The sequence below is a fragment of the Cupriavidus sp. SIMBA_020 genome (genome assembly GCF_046535395.1).
GTDB lineage: Bacteria > Pseudomonadota > Gammaproteobacteria > Burkholderiales > Burkholderiaceae > Cupriavidus > Cupriavidus campinensis.
Genome location: NZ_JAWRWU010000018.1, coordinates 83,388 through 103,679, shown reverse-complemented (window position 1 = coordinate 103,679; position 20,292 = coordinate 83,388). Strand labels below are relative to the sequence as shown.

Sequence of the window (20,292 nt, the reverse complement as noted above, 5' to 3'; positions counted from 1 at the left end):
TTGAACGCCTCGTTGTACTTCGCCATGAAAAACACCCCAAAGGTTGAACGGGTGTCCAACTTTTGGGGTGCAGTTCAACTACCGCCCTTTTTTCTTCTTCCCGGATGCCGCTGCCGTCTGCTTCGGCACGGCGTAGCCGCCGCCGGCCTGCGTGCCGGCCGCCTCGCCGGCCTGTCTGCCTGCGGCCTCTCCGGCCGCACGGCCGCTGCCGGGCGCCATGATGTCACGATACGTTAGCACCGGCGGCACCGGCTCCGGCACCGTATGACCAAAACCCGGTGCGCCATTCTCGGCCTGCCAGTCGTCACTCGTAACGAGGTCGTAGGCGGTATTCAGGTACGCCTCGGACCAGGCCGCCTGGTACTGCGCGATATAGCCGTCGCAATACGCCCTCACCTCTGCCACCGCGGCTGTCGCATGTTCCCTGGCCCGTGCGTCGATCCACCACTTGTCCCGGTCGGCCTGGTCACTGGTGTAGTGCCGCTCCTTGAACGGCAGTGCCTGGGGTACGGCCGGCGCAGCCACCGCCGGCAGTTCCTCGTCACCGAGCTGTTCGAGGAAGGATGCATGGAAGGCCGGCCCGAACAGGGCACGGAATCGCGCTTCGTACGCGGTGCGCTCGGGCACATCCTGCAACTCGGCCACGGCCGCATTGGGAATTGAGGACAACACCAGTTCACGGTTGCGCGCGATCGAGTCGTTGGCGCGCGCCGTCTCCCAGGCTAGCGAGTGATTGTGCCCCGCCGGCACGCCCATGGCATGGGCGACGCTCGCCGGCGTAAAGCCCTGCGCGTTGTAGTGGTGCATCACGTTGGCCGCAGGCACCTGGGCCAGGTCGATGCGGATATTGCCGTATTCGGTGAATCCCGCGCCATGGTTGGAGGTGATGTGCTTCGGCGTCGATGTGGCCGAGAAAGCCTTGTTGACGCCCTTGCGCGTCTGCAGGAATGCGAGCAGGTGCGGGTCGTTCCTCACCGTGCCCTGCGCGGTTCGCGCATGGGCGTTCAGCCATTCCAGATCGGTTTGCTTGTTGTTGGCCGGATCGTGCTTGCGGGGCTTTGCCTCGCCGTGGCTCTTGAACTTGAACCCCGTCTTGCCCTCGGTCTCCGCACCCCGGTTCAGCGGCGTCAGTGCCTGGCCGGCCTTGTACTGTTCGCGCTCCGGCGGCGTGATGCCGCGATACGCGAAACGCCGGACCGCACTGCCGCCGAGCATGACGTAGTCCTTGCCAGCCGGGCCGTCGAGCGTATGGCGCTTGTAGATCGCCGAATGCTGCGCGCTGAGCGCGGGCGCGGTCTGCGCGTACGCCGCCTGTCCGTGCAGCAGCTGCGCAACCTGCCGGCCCTGGAAGACGATCAGGTTGCCCTGCATCGTGAAGTCGCCGGGTAGCCGCCCCCGCAAGCCTTGCGGCGTGATTTCGGCGTTGCGCAGCGCTTGGGTGTAGGCGGTCTGGCGCCCTTCGTCTGCCTTGTCGCCGGCATTGAATTCGGTGGCGGCCAGGTGCTTGGCGCCGCGCACTTCGGCCTTGTACGCGTCGAGCACGTGCTTGAGCGTCGCAATCCCAGCCTTGACGATGGCGTCATCTGCATTGCCAAGTGGCTGCAGGCCGAACTTCGGTCCTCCCACGCACTGCACCGGCAACCCCGCCTCCGGCCGGGCGGCCAGCTGCACCATTGGTCCGTGCCGCTGCGCGTACATGTGGGACAAGGCGCGCTGGCCCATCGCATCAGCCTCGCGTTCGAGCACACCGTCGTTGTTCACCGGCACGCCGCCGTGCGTCTGCATGGTCGCGCGCACGCGGCCCTGGGCCTGCTGCACGATGTGCCACGCCTCGTGCGGCAGGTGGCGCTCCTGGCCCGGGCCGAGGTGGATGTCATGGCCCTGGGCATAGGCATGGGCGTTGAGCTGTGCCGGCTGCGCGGAATTGTAGTGCACGCGCACCGCGTCCATCGACATGCCGGAAAGCTGTTCGATGCCGGCCTTCAGCGCGTCGGGCAGCCCCGTGCGGCTGCGCCGCGCGGCGGCCGATGCGCCATCCGCACCGTCAGGGCCGGTGGCGCCAATGGCCCCAAGCCGGGCGCGCAGTTGTACCGCACGTGGGCTGCCGTGAACGGCGGCGTCCTTGAGGCCGCCAACTGGCGTGACGGCGTCCCTGTCATCACGGAGAGGGGCCGCACCGGCTTGTTCCAGTTTCCGGGATTCGCGCATGGGTAACGTCCTTGTGCGGCCCGCCTACGGCCGGGGCGGATGGTTCGGCATGATGGCGCCATTGAAAAAAGCCCAGTCCTTCGGCGCAAAGGCAATGGCAAAGGCAAAGGCGCAGAGCCTGACCTCCCCCAGATATGGATCCACTGAGAATTCCCCTGAAAGCAAGAACGCCGGCCGCTGTCACATTTTTATGCTTGTCGGCGTTTTTGTTGTTGTCTAAATCAAACGCGCCCCACCCATTGGGGGGGACTGCCCGGCATTGTTCCGCTGAACGCGTGCGTTTGACATCGATTTGGTCTATGTTTCTGACCTTGTTCCGACTGGGGCCCGCCGCCACACGGGAATGGCGTGAGTGTTCGGCATGTCGGAGAAAAATTCAACAGAAAATCGATGTCGGCCTCCTTGCCCGCGGCGGTGGTCGGCTGCTGCCGCGCTACCGGCTCGACCGGCGCGCCGTTCTGAGCCGGGGCCGGGGTGTTGTCACCCCGGCGCAAGCCGTCCCACCTTTGAATTGGCCCGCCCCGCGCGGGCCTTGTCATGTCGGCGAGCTTAAATTCCACTAACATCTCGCTTAAATTAAAAGAAATAACATAGCTCGTAAAACCGCTAATTGTTCCCATTGGCATCGCCGCTGCCACGGTTATAGTACGGACCGTACCGCCCCGCGGCGCCACGCCGGCGAGGCAGACATATGAGAGCGACCGGCTGCAGGCCACCGAAATGGCCGATGTCAGAGCTACGCCGGCGCTTGGCCGTGGACTTTCGGGGCAGGGACATCATGAGCAGGACATCGCAGGCGAAAGCATCGCAAGGTCACAGCGCGCGCGCGCAGCCAGCACGGAACGCGCCAGCCGCGCGCCATAGGCGCCATGCCTGCGGCGATTGCCATGCGCTGGCCCGCGCACTGCACGACGACCTCGCCCAACTGCTTTCCTACGCGCTGATCCAGATCGACATGGCGCAGGCATCGGCGCCCGACGCCGCGGCCTTCCGCGAATTGTCCCTGCGCCATGGCCGTGACCTGATCAAGGACGCCCTGCGTACCACACGCGACGTGATTGGCGGCCTGGTGGACGCGGCCCCGCCGGTGGAACCCACACTCGATGCGCAATGCCTGCTGCTGGCCGCCGAGATCGGCGCGCTGGCGCGCCAGCCGATCGAGGCCGATTGCGCGCCGGTCACGCCCGCGCCGCCGCAGCGCGTTTGTGCCGAACTGCTGCGCGCCGCGCGCGAGCTGCTCGGCAACGCCTGCAAGCATGCACCCGGCGCTCGCGTGCAACTCACCTTACGCCAGGACGGCAGCGAAGGCGACGGCCTGCTCCTGACGGTGCGTGACGACGGCCCCGGCTTCGACGCTGCGTGCCTGCAAGCGCCGGCTCCAGGCCACTACGGCCTGCACACCCTGCCCGACGCCTTGCGCGGCGTAGGCGCCACGCTGCACCTGCACACGCGCCCCGGGGCCGGCGTACGCGCCGAAGTGCGCTGGGCGGGCAAGGCGGTGCGGCAATGACGATCCGCGTGGTGGTGGCGGACGACCATGCAATGATCCGCGAAGGGCTGGCCGCCCTGCTCCAGCGCGAGGATGATATCGAGGTCCTGGCGCAGGCGCGCAACGGTGTCGAGCTGCTGCAGCTCGTGCGTTCGCTGCGCCCGGACGTGGCGGTGCTGGACATCGGTATGCCGATCCTGAACGGCGTGGAGGCCATCCGGCGCGTCACCGCGGAGGCGGTGCCCTGCAAGATGCTGTGCCTGTCGATCAACAATCGCCACCAGGAAGTCATGGCGGCGCTCGATGCCGGTGCTTCGGGATATGTGCTCAAGGAGAACTCGTTCGAGGAACTTTCGCGTGCCATACGGCGCGTCATGGCGAACCAGGTCTACCTCAGCGGCGAGCTGATCGGCGGCCTGCTGCACGCCTACCGTTCGCCGGGCACGCCACGGCACACGGATGGGGCCGCGTCCCTTGCGCTGCGGCTGCCGCAGCTCACGCCGCGCGAACGCCAGGTCGCGCAGTTGTTCGCCGAAGGGCACAGCACCAAGTCGATCGCGCGGATGCTTTACCTGAGCGACAAGACCATCGCCAGCCACCGGGAGAACACATTCCGCAAGCTCGGCATCCGCAGCATTGCCGAACTCACGCGCTATGCCATGCGCGAAGGGCTCAGTTCCTAGATCATATTGGCCTCGCCGGTCTTGATCAGGTGCTCGATGTAGCGCTCCACGGCCAGCGCACCCTGCGTCTTCTTCGGCACCTTGCTGTACTTGTAGATGCCCAGGCGCTGGGTCTGCTTCTTGGACTTCTTCTTGTGGATGCGCGGTTGCACCGCGAATTCATAGGCCGGACTGGCGGGGTCGAAGCCGCGCTTGGCCCCGAGCCGCTTGTGGATCTGGGTGTTGCGGCGATGCAGGTTGCGGTATCCGCCCACTTGCCGCACGCGATTTCTGGGCTTGGAAAGATCGAGCCACGCATGGCTGGCCGAAGCCGAGTAATCCTGCCCCTCGGTCTGCGTCAGCATGAAGTGGGCATCGCGGTAGAAGGCCAGCGCCGGGTATTTCGCGTCGAGCTCGACGCGCTTGTCCGTGGTGCCCTCCATGTCGTCCTCGAGCCCGTTCTTGTGCGAGTTGTCGGTGCCAAACGTGGGGCTGTGCACCTGGTGCATTTCGGGGTTGGGGATGGTGATGGCAAAGGCCTGGTTGTACGCGCTGGGGTCGCCGCGCACGTTTTGCGATTCGCCGGACGGCGCGTGGTCTCGGTTGACCGCCGACCCGGCAAGCCAGGCGGGCGTGTTCTTGAGGTTCTGGTAGTTGCGCGAATGCCCGGAATCCGACTTCAGCGCCACGTTGGTCGCATACGAGCCCACGTCGAACGGCGAGAGGTTCTCGCCGGTGCGGTCGGCGCGGCGACGGTCCACCAGCTCGCCCTTGGCCAGCCGGTCTAGCAGGGCCTGGTTGGCGCTCACGCCCCCCGGTGTTGGCGCCACGGTGCTGACCGCCTGGCCACGCCGGTCGCCCTTGGCCGGGTCCCACTCATGGAACAGCTTCTTCACATCGTCGTAGCTGTAGCGCGCCAGCGTCACCGGGTCCATGACCTTGCTGCTGCCGTAGCGCTTGCCGGCGTTCTTGAAGGTCGAGAACATCTCCGGCTTCATCTCGATGTACTTGCCCGCGTACTGCTGCCGATGCGCCGCCGTGTTGGCAAGGTAATTAACCTTGCCGGACTCGAGGATCTCGAACAGTACGTTCTTGGGATCGTGAGCTGTGGTCGGGGCCACCGCCGTCACCGGGCCCGATGCCGGCACGGGCGCGTTCACGGGCGTCAGCACCCGCACCCCGGGCTGCTGGGAGTGCATGCGGTTGCCCACATGGTGGTAGACCTCTCCCGTTGCGCCGTGGGTATGCGTGCCGTCGCCGTTGTCGCGCAGGTTGTACCGCCGCTCCCTGCCGCCCACGTCGACGTATTCCCATTTGGCCTGCAGCGGCATGGCGGCGCCCGGCGACGGCAGCGGCTTCAACGTCTGCGTGCCTGGCGCGGCGTGGAGCTGGCTCACGCGCGAAGACTGCGCAGCCATGCGGGCGCTGGCGTCCACGCGCCGCTGCAGGGCGCCGCCGGGCTGGCGCGTGTCGCGGGCCGGCGCGTCGGGGCCGTCACGGCTCGGTTGTCGGACTTTCACGCTTGGGTTTCTCCGGTCACGGTTTGGGCACGCGCGGCTTCAGCAGCGGCAACAGCATCGCCGCGAACACCGCCACCAGCACCGCCGCCAACAGGCGGCCACTGATCTGCGAGGCGGCCAGGTCCGGGTCGCAGCGCAGCAGCAGCCCGCCAATCACCGCCGGCACGATGCCGGCCACCACGAGGTACAACTGGTATGGCCGCCCCAGCGCCCGCACGCGGCACGACGCCACGAACAGCGCGAGCGAGACCAGGGCCACCGTCAGCCCCACCCAGAATGCGGCCCGCATGGCCCAGCGCCAGTCGCATACCACGTTGCACAGCGCACCCTCGCGCGTCTCGCCAGCGAGGATGGTCTCGCGGATGCCATTGGCGAGCAGCGCGCCGGTGGCGGCATCTGCCACCGGCTGGGGCCACAGCGCGATGCCGCCGAAGTTGTCGTTGAAGTAGGCCAGGTCATCGTTCATCTGCCGGGGTTCGGCACCGCCGGCGGAAACCATCGGCACGATGCGCCGCACCACGATGGCGCGATTGGTGCCAACCAGCTCCGGCGTGGTCTCCACCGCCTCGCGCAGCGTCTTCTTGCTCTGCACGGTCGGCTCGGGCAGCGCCACCACGTAGCGCACGGTCACATTGGTGCGGCTGACGTAGCCCTCGTTCCCAGTTACGATGCGGCCATCTTCGAAGCGCGGGTCCTCGGCCTGCACCAGGGTGTCGAGCAGTTGGTCGAAGGTCCACGTGGCACCCGCCGGTGGCGTGGCTGGCGGCACCGCCGCCGCCTTGGCACGGACCGGTGCGGCCTGCGCTGCCGCAGCCGGCGCCGAGGCGGCCACGTCGTCGGCCGTGCGCAAGGCGGGCACAAGGTCGCCGGCCTGCAGCATCAGGTTCAGCGTGTACGGGCGGCGGCCCTTGCGCATCTCGGCGATCAGCGTCTGGATCAGCCGCTGGCGGAAGTCGTCGAACGCGGCATAGCGGCTGTCGCCGGGCAGCGGCACGGCGTCGAGGAACAGCGTGATGCCGTCGCCCAGATAGGGATCGGCGGCCAGCCCCGGGATGCGGTCTTCCCAGCGTCGTGCGTAATGGCTCAGCGGCACGTCGATCATGCGCATGGCCTGCCGGGCCACCTGCTCGGCCACGCGCCGGCGCTGGTCCTCCGGCAGCCGCGCGAGGAACTGCCAGTCCTTGCGGTAGACGGTGACGTCCAGCTTGCTGCCGTAGCGGTGCACGGCGCGCAGGAACGCCAGTTGCCCGGCGTCAGGCCGCAGCGGCGTGACGTTGCCGTCGTCGTCGAACGGCTGCGCATAGGCGAGCAACCGCTCGTAAAGGCTGAAGTCGAGTTTCGGGCCGTGCGCGGGGTCGCTCCAGTGCGGCACCACGCCATAGACCTTTCCGCTCGTGGCCGCGATCAGGCAGTTGCATCCGGTGCCCGACCAGCCCGGTGCCGTGGACACTGCGGCGTCATGGCGCTGCATGGCCTGCTCGATCAGCCAGGCGCGTACGCGCGGCGGCATCAGCGTAGCCGGCAGGTCCTGCCACTTCACGGGCGCTTCCACCAACTGCGGCGGCACCTTGGGGGGCGGCCCTTGCCACGCCGTGGCGCAGCGCTGGCGCCACTGGTCGGCGCTTGGCGCGGTCTGGCGGGTTTCCAGCGCCACACGGTCGGTCAGGGCCGCCGCGTGGGCGCAGACCCGCGCGTCTAGCGCGGCGGCGAACAGGCCCCGGGTCGGATACTCGACATTGCGCAGCGGCTGGAGTAGCAGCGCGAGTTGCGCCGCCCCGGCCTCGCTCAGTTCGTCAAGGCCGTCGGCGTCCGGCACCGGTGGGGGTGCGACGGCCTCGGCGTCGCCCTCGGCAACATCGGGCGGCGCGGGTGGGGCAATCTTTTCGAGCACGGCGTCGGTGAGCCGCCAGGCGTCGACCGATGTTGGGCTGCGCAGCGGCGCCTGCGTCGCGTCGATCGGCACGGTCTGGATCGCCGGCGCGGCGGCCGGCGCGGATGCGGGTTTCGGCGCCGCGCTGCGCGGCCCGGCCACGTTGAGCGCGAACTGCTGGCGCACGCCCTGCCCCCAGCGGTCGCGCAGTTCCACAGTGAAGGTGCGCCGTCCACGCACCGTGGCCGTGCCCTGCACGTTGCCGTTAGCGTCCAGCGCCAGGCCCGCGGGCAACCCCGAGCCGACCTCGCTGAAGGCATAGGGCGGCTCGCCGCCAACAGCCTGGAAGCGGTAGCGGTACGGCACATCCACGGTGGCGGCCGGCAGCGCGGTGACGGCGGTTTTCTCGAAGCCGAGCGGATCGGGGTCGCCCAGGCACGCCTCCGGCGCCGCCCTGCCCGGCTGCACCGGGCACGCCAATGCCGGCGGATTTGGCGCTGGCGGGATGGCGGCCGGTGCGGACGCCGATGCCGGTGCCAATGTCGATGTCGATGTCGATGTCGATGTCGATGTCGATGTCGGTGCCGATGCCGATGCCGACGGCTGCGACGCCGCAGGCGCGCCGGGGGTGGCGGCGGGCGCGGGCCACAGCAGGCCGTTGCCGAGCAGCAGAAGCGCCGCCGTTGCGAGCCCGCGCCGCACGCCGGGCCGGCCGGCCCGGGCGCCCAAGCTGCCGCCTCTCATGCCGTCCTCCCTTCCTTGCGCAATTCCCGGGCGATGCCGCGCCGCAAGTGCGCGGCGCCGAAGCGGCCGCTGCCCTCGCGGCTGGCCTGCAACGCGGCAAAGCGCAGCACGTTGACCATGGCGCCGCCGGACAGCGCGTGCTGCTCGGCCAGTGCCGGCAGATCCACATCGGGCGCGAGCCTGTCTGGGTCGCGGATCAGGCTGTGCCACAGGCGCAGCCGCTGCGTGGCGTCGGGCATCGGGAAATAGATCATCGATTGAAAGCGACGGGCGAATGCCTCGTCGATATTGGCGCGCAGGTTGGTCGCCAGGATCACGGTGCCGGGAAAGTCCTCCACGCGCTGGAGCAGATAGGCCACTTCCTGGTTGGCATGGCGGTCGTTGCTGCTCTGCGTGGCCGAGCGCTTGCCGAACAGCGCGTCGGCCTCGTCGAAAAACAGGATCCAGCGGCGGCTCTGTGCCTGGTCGAACACCGTGGCAAGGTTCTTCTCGGTCTCGCCGATGTACTTGGACACCACCATCGACAGGTCGATGCGGTACACGTCCACCGCGGCGTCCTGTCCCAGCAGCGTGGCGGTGAGCGTCTTGCCGGTGCCGGGCGGCCCATAGAACAGGCAGCGATAGCCGGGCTTGACCGCCTTGCCCAGCCCCCAGGCATCCATCAGCGCAGGCCCCTCACGCAGCCAGGCGCGGACGATGTCGATTTCGTCCATCACATCGGGCGCGAGCACGAGGTCGTCCCATCCCAGTGCCGTGACGATACGGCGCGCCGGAAACCGCGCGTTGTAGTCGGGCTTGTGCCACACGCCGGTTTGCAACCGCTGCAGCGTCTCCGCGCCCGGATGCAGCGCACCGGCCAGTTGCGGCTCGCTGCCCACGCCGCCGTCCAGGTGCACCAGGCCGGCGCAGGCCAGCGGATGCTCGCTGTCGAACAGCCTCAGCGCCTGAATGCGCATGGCGAGATCGTCGCCGGCCAGCAGGAACGCGGCGGTCTCGCCGGTCGGGAGGAAGCCGCCGTGGTACTTGGCGCGCGCGCCGCCGAATTCGGTGAACGCGCGGTCGAAATCGCGGTTCTTGACGAAGAACAGGTCCAGCGCGGAGGGGCGCAGATGGGGCGCCAGCGCGAGCGCGAGCACCAGGCGCTCGGGCACGCCGAGCACGTGTTCTGCCACCAGCGCAGCCAGCGCGCTGCCCGCCGGCAGCTCGGGCGGCGGTGGCCACGTCACCGCGCTGCCCGGCGGCGTGGCGGCGCCACTGCCGCCGTCGGCGCCGGCTGCGCCGAAATGCGCGGCGAAGCGCAGGTCCAGCGCCCGCTCGAGCCAGTCCAGCTCGCGCCCCAGCGCCTCGGCATGCAGCGCCACGTCGGATCTAGCGCCAGTCGACATACATGACCTCCTGCATCCAGGGCAGCTTGATCGTGCTGAACGACCACGGCAGGCGGTCGAGCAGCATGTCGAACGGGCCCGGCTTGACCGCCAGCCGCCAGTGATGGCCGCTGTCATTGGACTCGCGCGTAAGCCGGCCCTCGCGCAGCAAGAAGGTCTGGCGCAGGCCCTCGGGCGAGGTCTTGCCGAGCGCGCTCCAGTGGCCGATTACGGCGCCGATCAGATCGTCGAGCAAGCGCCGCGTGGCTGCGTCCAGCGCGCCTTCGCCAACCAGCGGCGCGTCCAGCGGCATGCCGCACAGCAGCTTAGGCAGCACGCATTCGGGCTCGCTGGCCTGGTCATGCCCGTGCGCAAGCCACGCCAGGCAGCGCACCGCGCGCGCCGCCGCTTGCGCGTCGCGCAGCGTCTTGCCGTCGAGCAGGTCCAGCATGCCGAACAGGCGCTGGCTGTAGGTAGCCAACAGCACCAGCCCGGCGTCGCCGATGTAGTGGGTATCGCTATCGCCAAGCGTGGGCAGCACGGCAAGCTCAGGCAGGTCGGCGGCTGCCGACGCGGTGCCCTTCCACGGCGCGGGCTGGGGCGCGGGTGCGCCGTGGCGGGGCGCCTCGGCCTGCACGCGCTCCACGGCGTCAGGCGCGCCGCGCAGCGCCCGGCGTGCCACCCGGAACCACGCCCCGAGCCCGCGTGGCAGCCGCGCAGTGGCGTCGCCCGCCAGGCTTGGCGCGGCCATCCATTGCCGTACGCGCGCAAACCATTGGGCCAGCGCGGAACGCCCCGGCGTCGGTGCGCCCGCCTCCCGATAAAGGTGGAGTGCGTGGCGCCGCGCCAGCGCCTCCGGCGTGGGCGCCAGGCGCATGGCAAGCACATGTCCGGCCAGGAAACGCCAGTGGCTGCGCTGACGCGCCGATTCGGACTGGCCGGCCACCAGCGCCGCGTGCGCCGCTTCCAGCGCCTGGCTGGCCCGGCGCAGTGCGGCCGATTGCCGGGGATGCAGGGTGGCCACCAGCGCCCAGCGCTGCGCCGGACGCGTGGCATGGAGCCAGTCCTCGCACAACACCGGGTCCGCGAGCCATTCGCCGATCTGGCGCCGGACCATCCAGTCGCGTGCGGCAGCGCGGTGCCGCGGCAGGGCCAGCAGATGGCGCAGCCGCTCCGCGCGCGTGGCCACTCGGTGGATCACATGCCAGCGCCATGGCGGGGCACCGGCCGTACCGCCGGCCGATGACGAGGCGGAGCCCGCCTGCGATACGGTCCGCCGCGCGGGCCGAGCCACCGCATGGCCCTGCCAATCCGCGAGCGCTCGCTGCCAGAGTTGCTCCCAGCCGCGCCGGCTGGTGGGTGCCGGTTCGCCGAGCGCCAGTTGCCGCAGCGTATAGGCCGCCAGCCAGCGTTGCAGCGCAGACAGGCCGCCCGGCGCCGAGGCGCCGGCCCGCGCGCCGCGTGCCAGCGCCGCCAGCGCGAACTGCCGCTGCGATTCCGCCCAATGCACGTCGCTGCCCGCAGCGGCCAGCGGATGCCGGCGCGGGCCCAGCGCCCTTGCCACGGCAAGCGTCACGCGGGCGCCGTGCCGAGCGACCTGGTCCTGGCCCTGCGGCGCGCCGAGCAACAGCGCGCGCAGCCGCACGCGCAGCGCGTCCGGCGCGCGGCGATGCAGGTCGTCCAGCAGCACGGCCAGCGCGGCCTGCTGCAGCGGTGCGCTGCCGTCGAGTGCCGCGCCAAGCCGCCCCAGCGCTGCATCGAGCGGACGCCGGCCCGCAGGCGCATCGGGCCAGCCAGTCTGCGGCCCGGACGCGGCCACCGTGCCGGCAGCCGGCATCGCGCCGTCAGGCGCTCGCGGCGACACCGCTTCCACCAGCCCGGCCAGCAGTACGGCCTCCAGCGTCGCGTCCTGAGTCCGGCCCGGCGCGTGCCGCAAGGCCGGGCGCCACGCGCCGAAGCCGCCCTGCCCCAACTGCTGTGCCAGCGCGGCGCCGAGTTCGCGCCGCAGCCGCTGCACGTCGTCCGCGCCAAGATCGGTGGCCTGCTGTGCCCACAGCGTGCGCACGGCGGCCACGCGCCATGCCTGCTGCAGCTGGCGCACCTGCCACGCGCTGAGCCGCCCGCGCGCCTGCAACGGCATCAGCACCTCGGCGTCCAGCGCGTCGAGACTTTCGGCCAGCGTGCGATGCCGCACGCCGATCAGCGCCTGCAAGCCTTCATAGGGCGTGATCTGGCTGAGCCGTTCGATGACGAAGTGCGCGGGCCGCAGCGCCCGCAGCAGGGACCACAGGCGCGGCCCCGTACGTTGCGCAAGACGTGCGAGCCATGCCGACAGGCCGCGCCCGGCGATCGCGCTACGCGACCACGGCAGGTGGCCGTGCTGAAGATAGAACAGGAAGTGCTCCAGCCGTTCGGTATCCGATGGCCGTCGCGCACTCCCGGTCAGCGCGTCCCGTGCAGCATGGCCGCGCCTCGCATTGCCAGGTACCGCCACGATGCCGCCCGGCAGCGGCACGGGCCGCGCCTGCCGGGCGGCCAGCAGCGCCTCGGTCAGCTGGCGCTCGAGGATGTCGCCCCATTGCGAATCGTTGCCGTCCGGCGCCAGGGGCCCCGTGTCGAGTTCGAGCCGGTCCAGCCGCCAGGCCTCCCCCGGGGCCGACATCCGCGAGAACACGCGCGCGATGATCAGCCTGCCCGCCCCGTTCAGGAAGGTGCCGAGCCGCGCCTGGTGCGCGAGCGCCGCCTCGCGGTCGGCATTGCCGATGGTCTCCCAGGTCAGGGTTTCAATGGCATGTCCGCTCATCGGGCGGCTCCTGTGCGCGGGCCATCCATGGCGGCGAGACGGCCACGCAGACGCTGCGCGCAGGCGTCGAGACGGCTCGTGGCATCGGGCCCGCCTCCCGCCTCGGCATAGGCCACCCGCGCGGCCAGCCAGGCGCTGAAGTCCTGCTCGAACGCCGCCAGCGCGTGCAGTTCCAGCCAATGCACCGTGGGTAGGATGTGCGCCGGGCAGCCCAGCGCGATGGTCTCCCGGGCGAGGTCCCGGAAGCTGTGGTCGGCGCCCCGCGCGGTCCAGCCCGGCAGGATCAAGCTGATGCGGTGCCGGTAGAAGTCCGCGGGCACATCGGCATCGGCGTCCGTCATGCCGCTGCCACCAAGCGGTCGCAACAGGATATGCTCCACGAGGTGCAGCCCCTCTGCCTCCCGCTGCACGCGGCAGGCCAGCTCGTGCAGGTACAGCGCCGGCGCTATCACGCCGCCGGGGCCATGCCGCACCGGTAGCGGCCACCAATGTCCGGTCTCGTCAGGGCCAAGCCACAGCGCATCGCCCGCCTGGGTAGCCACGCGGTGATAGCGGCCTGCGTGCGCGGCGCAGCGCAGCAGCGGTGCCGGCAGCGCACGCGGGGCGAGTGCCGGGAAATGGTAGGCCAGCCGATCGCCGACCTCGCCTAGCGCCATGTCGTCGTCCAGGTGGGCGGCGATGCGCGCGCGCAGCGGCGGCCACATGACCAGCGGCTCGACGCCTTCCGGGGCGTCGGCGCGCACGCCATGCATGGCCAGCGGCGCGCGCGCATCCGGCGCCCCGCCGTTATCGAGCGCAATCCCGTGCGCGCCCGGCACGCCGGCCAGCAGCCGGCTGTGCGTCTGCTCCAGGCCGAGCAGCAGCCCTACGCGCTCCTGCAGCGGCGCGGTATTGCCCTTGCGCCCCAGCGATGGGCGGCTGTCATCGAACGCGCCGCCCCGGTCGCGCGTATGCCGCACGATGCGCTGGGCGAAGCGGCGCTTGCAGTCATAGAGATGCCGTTGCCAGCCCGCCGCGTCGTAGTAGACGCCGAAGCGCTGGATGCTGTGCTGGTCGCAGCTTTCGCCATGCAGCGCGAGCATCAGGTCCAGCACACGGCTGCGGCGGTCCAGCGCGTCGTCATCGCGCGCCAGTTGCGCGGCTTCGGCCTCCTGCGGCAAGGTGTGCACGCCGGCAAGCCCCGGCACATCGGACTGGCCCAGCGGCGCCCACCAATAGCTGCGCGCAGGCTCGCGCTCGATACTGAAGAGCTGGCGCAGGTGTTGCATCTGCGCGCTGCCGTGCGCCAGCCACTGCTCCAGCAGCGCCAGGTAGGCGCCGAACTGGGCCTGGCTCTCCGCGTCGGCGCGCGGCGCGGCGTGATATTGGCGATAGAGCGGCGGCAGGTGGTGCCAGATCGACAGATACGGCGTATCGGGCAGGTAGCGTCCGGCCGGCCGCTTGAGCAATTGCCCGGCGAAGCGCGTGGCGCGTGGCGCGGTGCTGGACAGCCGCGCCGCCTGGCGCGCGTCCGCCAGCCTGGCCAGCAGCGCGCGCGTATCCAGATGCAGCTGGCTGCCGCGCCGCGTGACCTGCCACGCGGCCACCGCCATGCTGTCCTCCGGCCAGCGCAATTGCAGCGCCCAGTCGGTGCCGTGCCACGGCAGGCTGTCCGGTGCGTCATCGGCTTCGGCTTCGGCCTCGGCGTCAGCCGTGGCATCGAGCGGTACCAGCCGCAGCGCGCTGATGTCGGCCACGCCGTCGATTTCGCGTAGCGCATGGGCCAGATCGCTGAAATGGAGCCGGTTGGCCGGATCGCGGCGCAGGTCCTCAGCCTCGATCCAGCCGCACTGCACGGCGGGGCCGTCGAACAGTTCGGCGGTGCCCGCCACATTGCCGGCGGCGTCGCGCTGGGCCAGCCGCGCCTGCAGCGGCTGCCGGCGCGGGGCCGCGCTGACGATGTCGGCGCAGCGCCGCACCACTTCCACAAGGACGTCCCCGGGATCGCGCGGGCCATCCACGCTGAGGTGGATATCCAGCGCGCACCAGCGCGGGCGCAGGACATGCGGGGCGCCGTCCATGTCTTCGGCCAGGTTGCGCTGGGCGCGAAACGCGCGCGCCACGTCACGCGCGGCGGCCGCGCCGTCGCCATCGCCCACGCGTAGCGCCATGCGCCACAGGCCGTCCGCGTCGGGCATGCGCAGCCGCAGCTGGCGCACCGCCGGCACGCGGTCGAGCAACCAGCGCAGCCAGTCCAGCTCGGTGGTGGGCCGGCAGGGCAGCGCCTCCTCGGCGCCATGGAGCGCATGGCGACGGTAGTGAATGCGGCCGTCGGGCGCGGTGAGCAGGTCCGCCACGTCGGCTTCGGCGCCGAACACACCTTCGGTCAGCGCATAGCACAGCGACTCCAGCAGCGTGACACCGGGATCGTGCAGGTTGTAGTCGGTCCAGAGCTGGCCGCTGGCGGCCTGGGCCAGCGCGATGCCGCGCGCGCGCAGGTCGCCGTAGCTGAACGGCGCATCGTCGCCGAGCCGGGCGATCGACGTGGTCTGCGGCCCGCTCGATGGCACCGCCTCCTGGAACGCGCCGGGCGGCGTGACCGGCCGTGGCGGCGGCGCCTGGGAAATGCCGGGTCCAGCCGGCGTGCCCGTGGCGGGCACCGGCGTGCCGCGCCTCATGGCTGGCCTCCGTCCATATGCGGATCGGTCCAGAGCTGCGTGATCTGCGCCTGGATCAGCACGTCCGGGCCGAAGTCGCAACCGGTGCGGATCTGCAGCCGGTAGCTCGCGTTGCGCCCGCTCGTGCCGGCCCAGCGCAGCTCCAGGCGGTCGCAGCGCCGGCTGTAGTAGCCATGCGTGCTGCGGATGCCGCGCTTGCGGTTCAGGAAATCAAACAGTCCCAGCGTTGGGTTGTAGGTGTTCATCGCGATGGCATGGACGAGCCCGAAACGGCCCTTTCCGCGAAGCCCCGCGCCGGCCACCACCTCGAACGCCTGGCAGCCTTCGAGATCGTCGGTCAGGTCCTGCCAATGGCCGTCGGCGCGCAGCGGCACCGGATGTGCGCGCGTGAACGCGCCCTGCCGCCCCTCGCTGCGCACCGTGCCCGCCACGTCCAGGCGGGTACGCGGCTGCGCGGTGCCGATGCCGACGCGCTGTGCCGGGTCCAGGCACAGCAGCGCCGGATCGGGCTCGGCGGCCTGCGCGGCCATGTCGCCGTCCGCCGGCGCGGCGCGTCCACGTACCAGCAGCGCGTCGCGTGCGCCGCCAAGCTCGAAGCGCCACGCGGCGCGCTCGGGGTCGTGGTCGCGGAAGAAGCTGATCAGCGCATCGTGGCCGGCCGCCGAGTAGACTTCGAAGCCGCGCTCCACGGTCTTGCGGAACCCCTCGTCGCTCATATTGAGCATCGAGTCGATCAGGTCGGCGAAATGGTCCTCGTCGGGCAGTGCGCCCTCGCGGAAATAGCGTTTCAGGGATTCCCGGTTCCTACTGGTCATGTCGCTCCTGCCCGGAAGACGTCGGTGCGGGCCGGCCCACGATAAAGGTACTGCCCACCTCGAGGCGCCGGATGCCGGTGCGCCGCGGCACCAGCGGCCCCACCTCGTCGCGCAGCTCGATCAGGTGGCGGCGCGTGGGCAGCAGCAGGCTCCACGGCTGGGCCGGACGCAGCGTGCGGGCCTCGCCGTTCAGCACTTGCGCCGCGGTATCGCGCAGCGTGTTGAACTGCCGGTCATTGCGCACGATATGGAGCATCGACACCCGTCCCACGGCCGCCACACCGTCCTGCGCGCGCAGGAACGCCTCGAGCGCATCGGCGCGCACGCTCCAGCCGAACTCGGCGCCTAGCCCGTCCGGGTGCCACGGTGACAGATGCTCGACGATGGCCTGGTTCAGCGCCCGCAGCGCCGTGCCGGGATGGTGGCCGCGCGCGAGCTGCACGATGCAGCGCACCTGCGCGCGCTCGTAGGCCGCGTTGCGCACGCGCACGCTGGCACCGGGCGCGGCACAGGATTGCAGGTAGCGCTGCATCGCGTCGAGCATGGCGGCGTCCAGCCGAGGCGCCTCGGTGCTGCTGAACAGATCGCCCGGCTGCGGATACGGCACCACCACGACCAATACCTGGCCGGGCCGGTTGGCCAGGTGGTGGCGGCGCGCGCCGCCCGCGGTAAGCGCGTCGTCGAGCGTGACTTCGTGGTGGGGGAAGCAGCGTACCTTCCAGACCTGCGGGAAGGCGTCCAGCAGCAGCCGCTCGTAGTCCCAGCGGGTCACGGCGCGGCCCTTGTGCCGCAGCCGTTCGGCACCGCGCAGGCGCACCGCCTCGGGCGGGTCGGCGGGGCGCCAGCCCTCGGACGGGCCGACCTGGCAAACCATGCCGAGCCCCGGCAACGCGCGCGCGGCCCGGTTCACCGATCCCGGTGGCAACGCGGTGCCCGGCGCGCCATCGCCGCCCTGCCCCTGCCCGGGCATCTCAGCCGCCAACACGCGCGTAGCGCGCACCGCGTGGCAATGCACGCCGTAGAGCCCGGCCAGCCGCACGAAACCCCAGTCGGCGCTGAGGCGCAGCCAGTATGCTTCGCTCGGCTGCGCCGCGCGCTCGCGCACCATGCCGGCCGGCAGATTCAGTTGCACGATGCCGGAGCGCAGCATGCCCTGCGTGCCATCGGCGATGACCGCGTGCGCGGGCAGCGGCCGCCAGCCATCGGCGTGCCAGGTAGACCAAGACAGTTGCGGCGCGTCGTCGGCCCAGCGGCCGGCGGCCACGTCCCGGCGCAGGTGGAAGAACAGGCTCAGCGCGCCCTGTGGGTCGCCACCGTCGCCGGCCAGATCGGCACGCTCGTCGCCATCGAGGCCGATGTAGAGATTGCCGTCCCCAGCGATGGAGGGCAGCAAGCGAGGCGACGGTGCGCCGGCGCGCGTGAGCGGCGCCGTGCCGAACGGATGCACGTGCAGCATCTGCAGCGTGGCGTGGGGGTTGTCCTCGGTGCCAGCGCCATGGAGCGCGATCTCGTCGCTGGCGGTATAGCCGATCGACAGCCCTTCCAGCACCGGCGTGTAGGGTTCGTTCGGCAGCGGGCCGGGGCGCTTCAGGCGCGCGTTGCGCGTGAGCGCATTGGCCAGCAGCGAAGGATACAAAGCATGGCCGAACGCCGCCGGCGGCGCGGCCAGCGGCAGGCGGAAGAAGCCGCTACGCGCTTCGAGCCCATAGACGAATGGCGCGCCAGCGCGCGGCGGGGCGGCGCGATGAAAGCTGCGCAACGCCGTCGAGGGCAGCGTGAGCCGGTGCCGGGATGCCAGCCGCTCGCCGCCGGCGGTGCTGAACAACGGCAGCGCGGGGCCATCGTCGCTGCGCCACTGGCCATCGGCGAGGACTTCCGCCCCGCTGGCGAAGCCCGCTGCGGGCCAGTCGCCGGGATAGCCGTTGTAGTGGGCGGGAAACCCGCCCGCGCCGCCGGGCAGCCCGGACCAGCGGAGGTCGAGATGCAGGCTCTGCAGCGGCTTGCCGGCCAGTTCGGCACTGCCAAAGACGAGGTAGCTGCCGGGTACCGGCGTCGGGCCCCATGGCAGGAACGGCTTCGACGGATCGAGCCGCCCGAGTTGGTTGTACAACACCACGTTGCGGACATCGTGTGCGCTCACGCTGAGCCGCACGGCCCGCACCGCGTATTGCACCAGCAGACCATACGCATAGAGCCGGCTCTGCGTGCGCAGTGTGCACTGCAGCACGGCCTGCGCCGGCCAGCCCGCACCGTGCGCGGCCGGCTGGCATGGCACGATGGCCGGCGCATCGGCGCCGAGGCGCAGCACCAGCTCTACGGCCCCGTCGGCCACGCCATCGGACCCGGGGCGGCGGCAGGCGTACACGTTCTCGACCGCGAGCCAGCCCGTGGCCGCGCTGAGTTGCGCCTGGAAAACGCCATGGAACACGCGGTCGAAGATCAGCGTGCGGTCCGGGCGGGCCGCCGCCGTGCTGGCGTCGCGGGGGGGATGGATCAGGATCAGCGGATCGTCGATCTCCACGCGGCGCGCGGCACGGGCAGGATCGAGCCGGGCGGCATGGGCGCGCAGTGCGGCGAGATCCTCGGCACGCAGATCCTCATCGGCCGCCACCAGCCAGGCTGCGAACAGGCGCCCCAGCCGCTCGGCAAAGCGGTCGGGCGTGGTGCAGGCCAGGCACAGCGCCAGCAGGAAGCTGAGTTGCACGTCACCGTCGAACGACGAAGCGCGCGCCCATGCGTCGCGCGCGAGCACTTCGGGGTCGGCAACGGCCGGCGCAGGCGTGGCGCGCGGCCGGCCGGGGAAATGTTGCTGTTCATGCGCGGCGTAGCGCCGGTAGACCTCGGACAGCCACGCCGCATCGCGCGCGGCGGCCGGCGTGCGCAACGCGCGCTGCAGCGCGTGGTCGTCCGTGGCCGGATGCGCGAACAGCAGCCGCACGCGGATCTCGCGCCGGCCCTCCTGCAGTTGAAGCAGCGGCGACGCCAGCGCAAAGCCCAGCCGCGCGGCGTGCGCCTGCGCCGCCGAGGCACGCATGGCGCCGCCAAGCAGCGGCCACCATGGCGCCCGCTCGGCATACGCGGCGTCAGGCGGCAAGAGCGGCACGGTGTCGACCCGGACGCGCGTTGGATAATCGAAGTCCCGCTCGGGCGAGATGGTCGGGTCGCGCTCCATGCGCAAGCTGCACAACGCCGAGACATGCGTGCCCGTAACCGCCACAGCCGTCTCGGCCGCGAATTCAAGCGCCCTGCCCTGGTGGTCCTTGCCGCCAACAAAGCGCGTGCCAGCCGCGATTTCGACATCGCCGGCATGGCGCGGCGCGCGCGCCAGCAGCAGGTGAACGAACTCCGGCACCGCCGGGCGCGGCGCCAGGCGCAGCACGTCGCGATAGTAGAAGTCCACCAGGCGCGCCGGAAAGCGATTCAACGGCTCCCGGCTGTACTGGAACAACTGCAGCGCGCTTAGCAGCAGCCCCATCGACGGCTCATGCGCGCCCGAGGCCAGGCTGCGCGCGAACTGTGCGTGCGCGAGCGGCTGCACCCGGGCGATGGCCAGCCGCAGCGCCAGCCAGCAGCGCCGCAGCCATTGGCGGCGGGCGGCGCCGGCGGGCTCGGGAAGGGGCTGTGCCAGCGGCGCGGCGGGTGAGGCCGCCCCCGAGGACCACGCCGGATGCAGCGCACCGCCGCCGTGGCCGAATGCCGCGATGCCGGTGGACAGCATCGCGCCGAGCCCCTGGCCAATCTGCGCCAGCAGTGCCTCACCAAGTGCATCGCCAATGCCATCACCCTCCACATCGATGGCAGAGGGCCCGTCGCCGGGCGTATCCAGCCCGACAAGCCCCCAGCACCAACCGTCGTAGGCCCGCACCAGTTGCCAGATGCGCTGCCAGAGCGCGGCTTCCGCTTCGCACTCCAGCGCACCGAGAAATTCACCATCGCGCCGCGCCAGCGGAAACGTGGCCAACTCGGCGAGCAGCATGGCGGGGTCCTGGCGCAGGGCCATGTCCCAGCGTCCGCCGTCGTCGCGCGCGCCGAAGCGCAGCCCGCCCGCCTGCGCCAGCGTGATGCGCACGCGCTCGGCCAACGCGAATTCATCGGGCAGCATGTGTCCGGCGCCGAGCGCCTCGGCAAGCCGCTGGTCCTGGCGGGTACCGTTGGCCATG

General features: G+C 70.9%; 11 protein-coding genes. 3 read left to right on the top strand and 8 right to left on the bottom strand.

Annotated elements, in window-relative coordinates:
- Window positions 1–78: 78 nt before the first annotated feature.
- The gene (locus SB751_RS25750; protein WP_250025286.1) at window positions 79–2,208 is read right to left on the bottom strand and encodes a DUF4157 domain-containing protein; all 2,130 of its coding nucleotides are present in this window, start codon (window positions 2,206–2,208) and stop codon (window positions 79–81) included.
- Here SB751_RS25750 and SB751_RS25745 point away from each other — a divergent pair.
- The 3 genes from SB751_RS25745 (at window position 2,207) to SB751_RS25735 (ending at window position 4,380) form a co-directional block, all read left to right on the top strand.
- Window positions 2,207–2,428 (top strand): hypothetical protein, encoded by a 222-nt coding sequence (locus tag SB751_RS25745; RefSeq protein WP_186296734.1) that lies wholly within the window; start codon window positions 2,207–2,209, stop codon window positions 2,426–2,428. The genes SB751_RS25750 and SB751_RS25745 overlap by 2 nt on opposite strands.
- A 558-nt stretch (window positions 2,429–2,986) precedes the next feature.
- Window positions 2,987–3,718: a sensor histidine kinase gene (locus tag SB751_RS25740; protein WP_186296733.1), complete on the top strand. Its 732-nt coding sequence runs from the start codon at window positions 2,987–2,989 to the stop codon at window positions 3,716–3,718.
- Window positions 3,715–4,380, top strand: coding sequence for a response regulator transcription factor (locus tag SB751_RS25735; protein WP_144195287.1), 666 nt, complete (start codon window positions 3,715–3,717; stop codon window positions 4,378–4,380). Before SB751_RS25740 ends, SB751_RS25735 begins: the two co-directional genes overlap by 4 nt.
- Here SB751_RS25735 and SB751_RS25730 read toward each other — a convergent pair.
- Genes SB751_RS25730 through SB751_RS25700 form a run of 7 tightly spaced genes read right to left on the bottom strand, consistent with a single transcriptional unit; the run spans window position 4,377 to window position 20,291 of the window.
- Window positions 4,377–5,879: a hypothetical protein gene (locus SB751_RS25730; RefSeq protein ID WP_211943327.1), complete on the bottom strand. Its 1,503-nt coding sequence runs from the start codon at window positions 5,877–5,879 to the stop codon at window positions 4,377–4,379. The genes SB751_RS25735 and SB751_RS25730 overlap by 4 nt on opposite strands.
- Window positions 5,880–5,895: 16 nt before the next feature.
- Window positions 5,896–8,493, bottom strand: a complete 2,598-nt coding sequence (locus SB751_RS25725; protein WP_410748694.1) for a putative Ig domain-containing protein — start codon at window positions 8,491–8,493, stop codon at window positions 5,896–5,898.
- A complete protein-coding gene (locus SB751_RS25720; protein WP_144195281.1) occupies window positions 8,490–9,878 on the bottom strand; it encodes an ATP-binding protein in 1,389 nt (462 codons plus the stop codon). The genes SB751_RS25725 and SB751_RS25720 overlap by 4 nt, the downstream gene beginning before the upstream one ends.
- Window positions 9,862–12,660: a contractile injection system tape measure protein gene (locus SB751_RS25715; protein ID WP_144195279.1), complete on the bottom strand. Its 2,799-nt coding sequence runs from the start codon at window positions 12,658–12,660 to the stop codon at window positions 9,862–9,864. Before SB751_RS25715 ends, SB751_RS25720 begins: the two co-directional genes overlap by 17 nt.
- Window positions 12,657–15,317 (bottom strand): hypothetical protein, encoded by a 2,661-nt coding sequence (locus SB751_RS25710; RefSeq protein ID WP_410748693.1) that lies wholly within the window; start codon window positions 15,315–15,317, stop codon window positions 12,657–12,659. The genes SB751_RS25715 and SB751_RS25710 overlap by 4 nt, the downstream gene beginning before the upstream one ends.
- On the bottom strand, window positions 15,314–16,132 hold the full coding sequence (locus SB751_RS25705; protein ID WP_144195276.1) for a hypothetical protein: 819 nt from the start codon (window positions 16,130–16,132) through the stop codon (window positions 15,314–15,316). The genes SB751_RS25710 and SB751_RS25705 overlap by 4 nt, the downstream gene beginning before the upstream one ends.
- Window positions 16,122–20,291, bottom strand: a complete 4,170-nt coding sequence (locus SB751_RS25700; RefSeq protein WP_410748692.1) for a hypothetical protein — start codon at window positions 20,289–20,291, stop codon at window positions 16,122–16,124. Before SB751_RS25700 ends, SB751_RS25705 begins: the two co-directional genes overlap by 11 nt.
- Window position 20,292 lies beyond the last annotated feature (1 nt).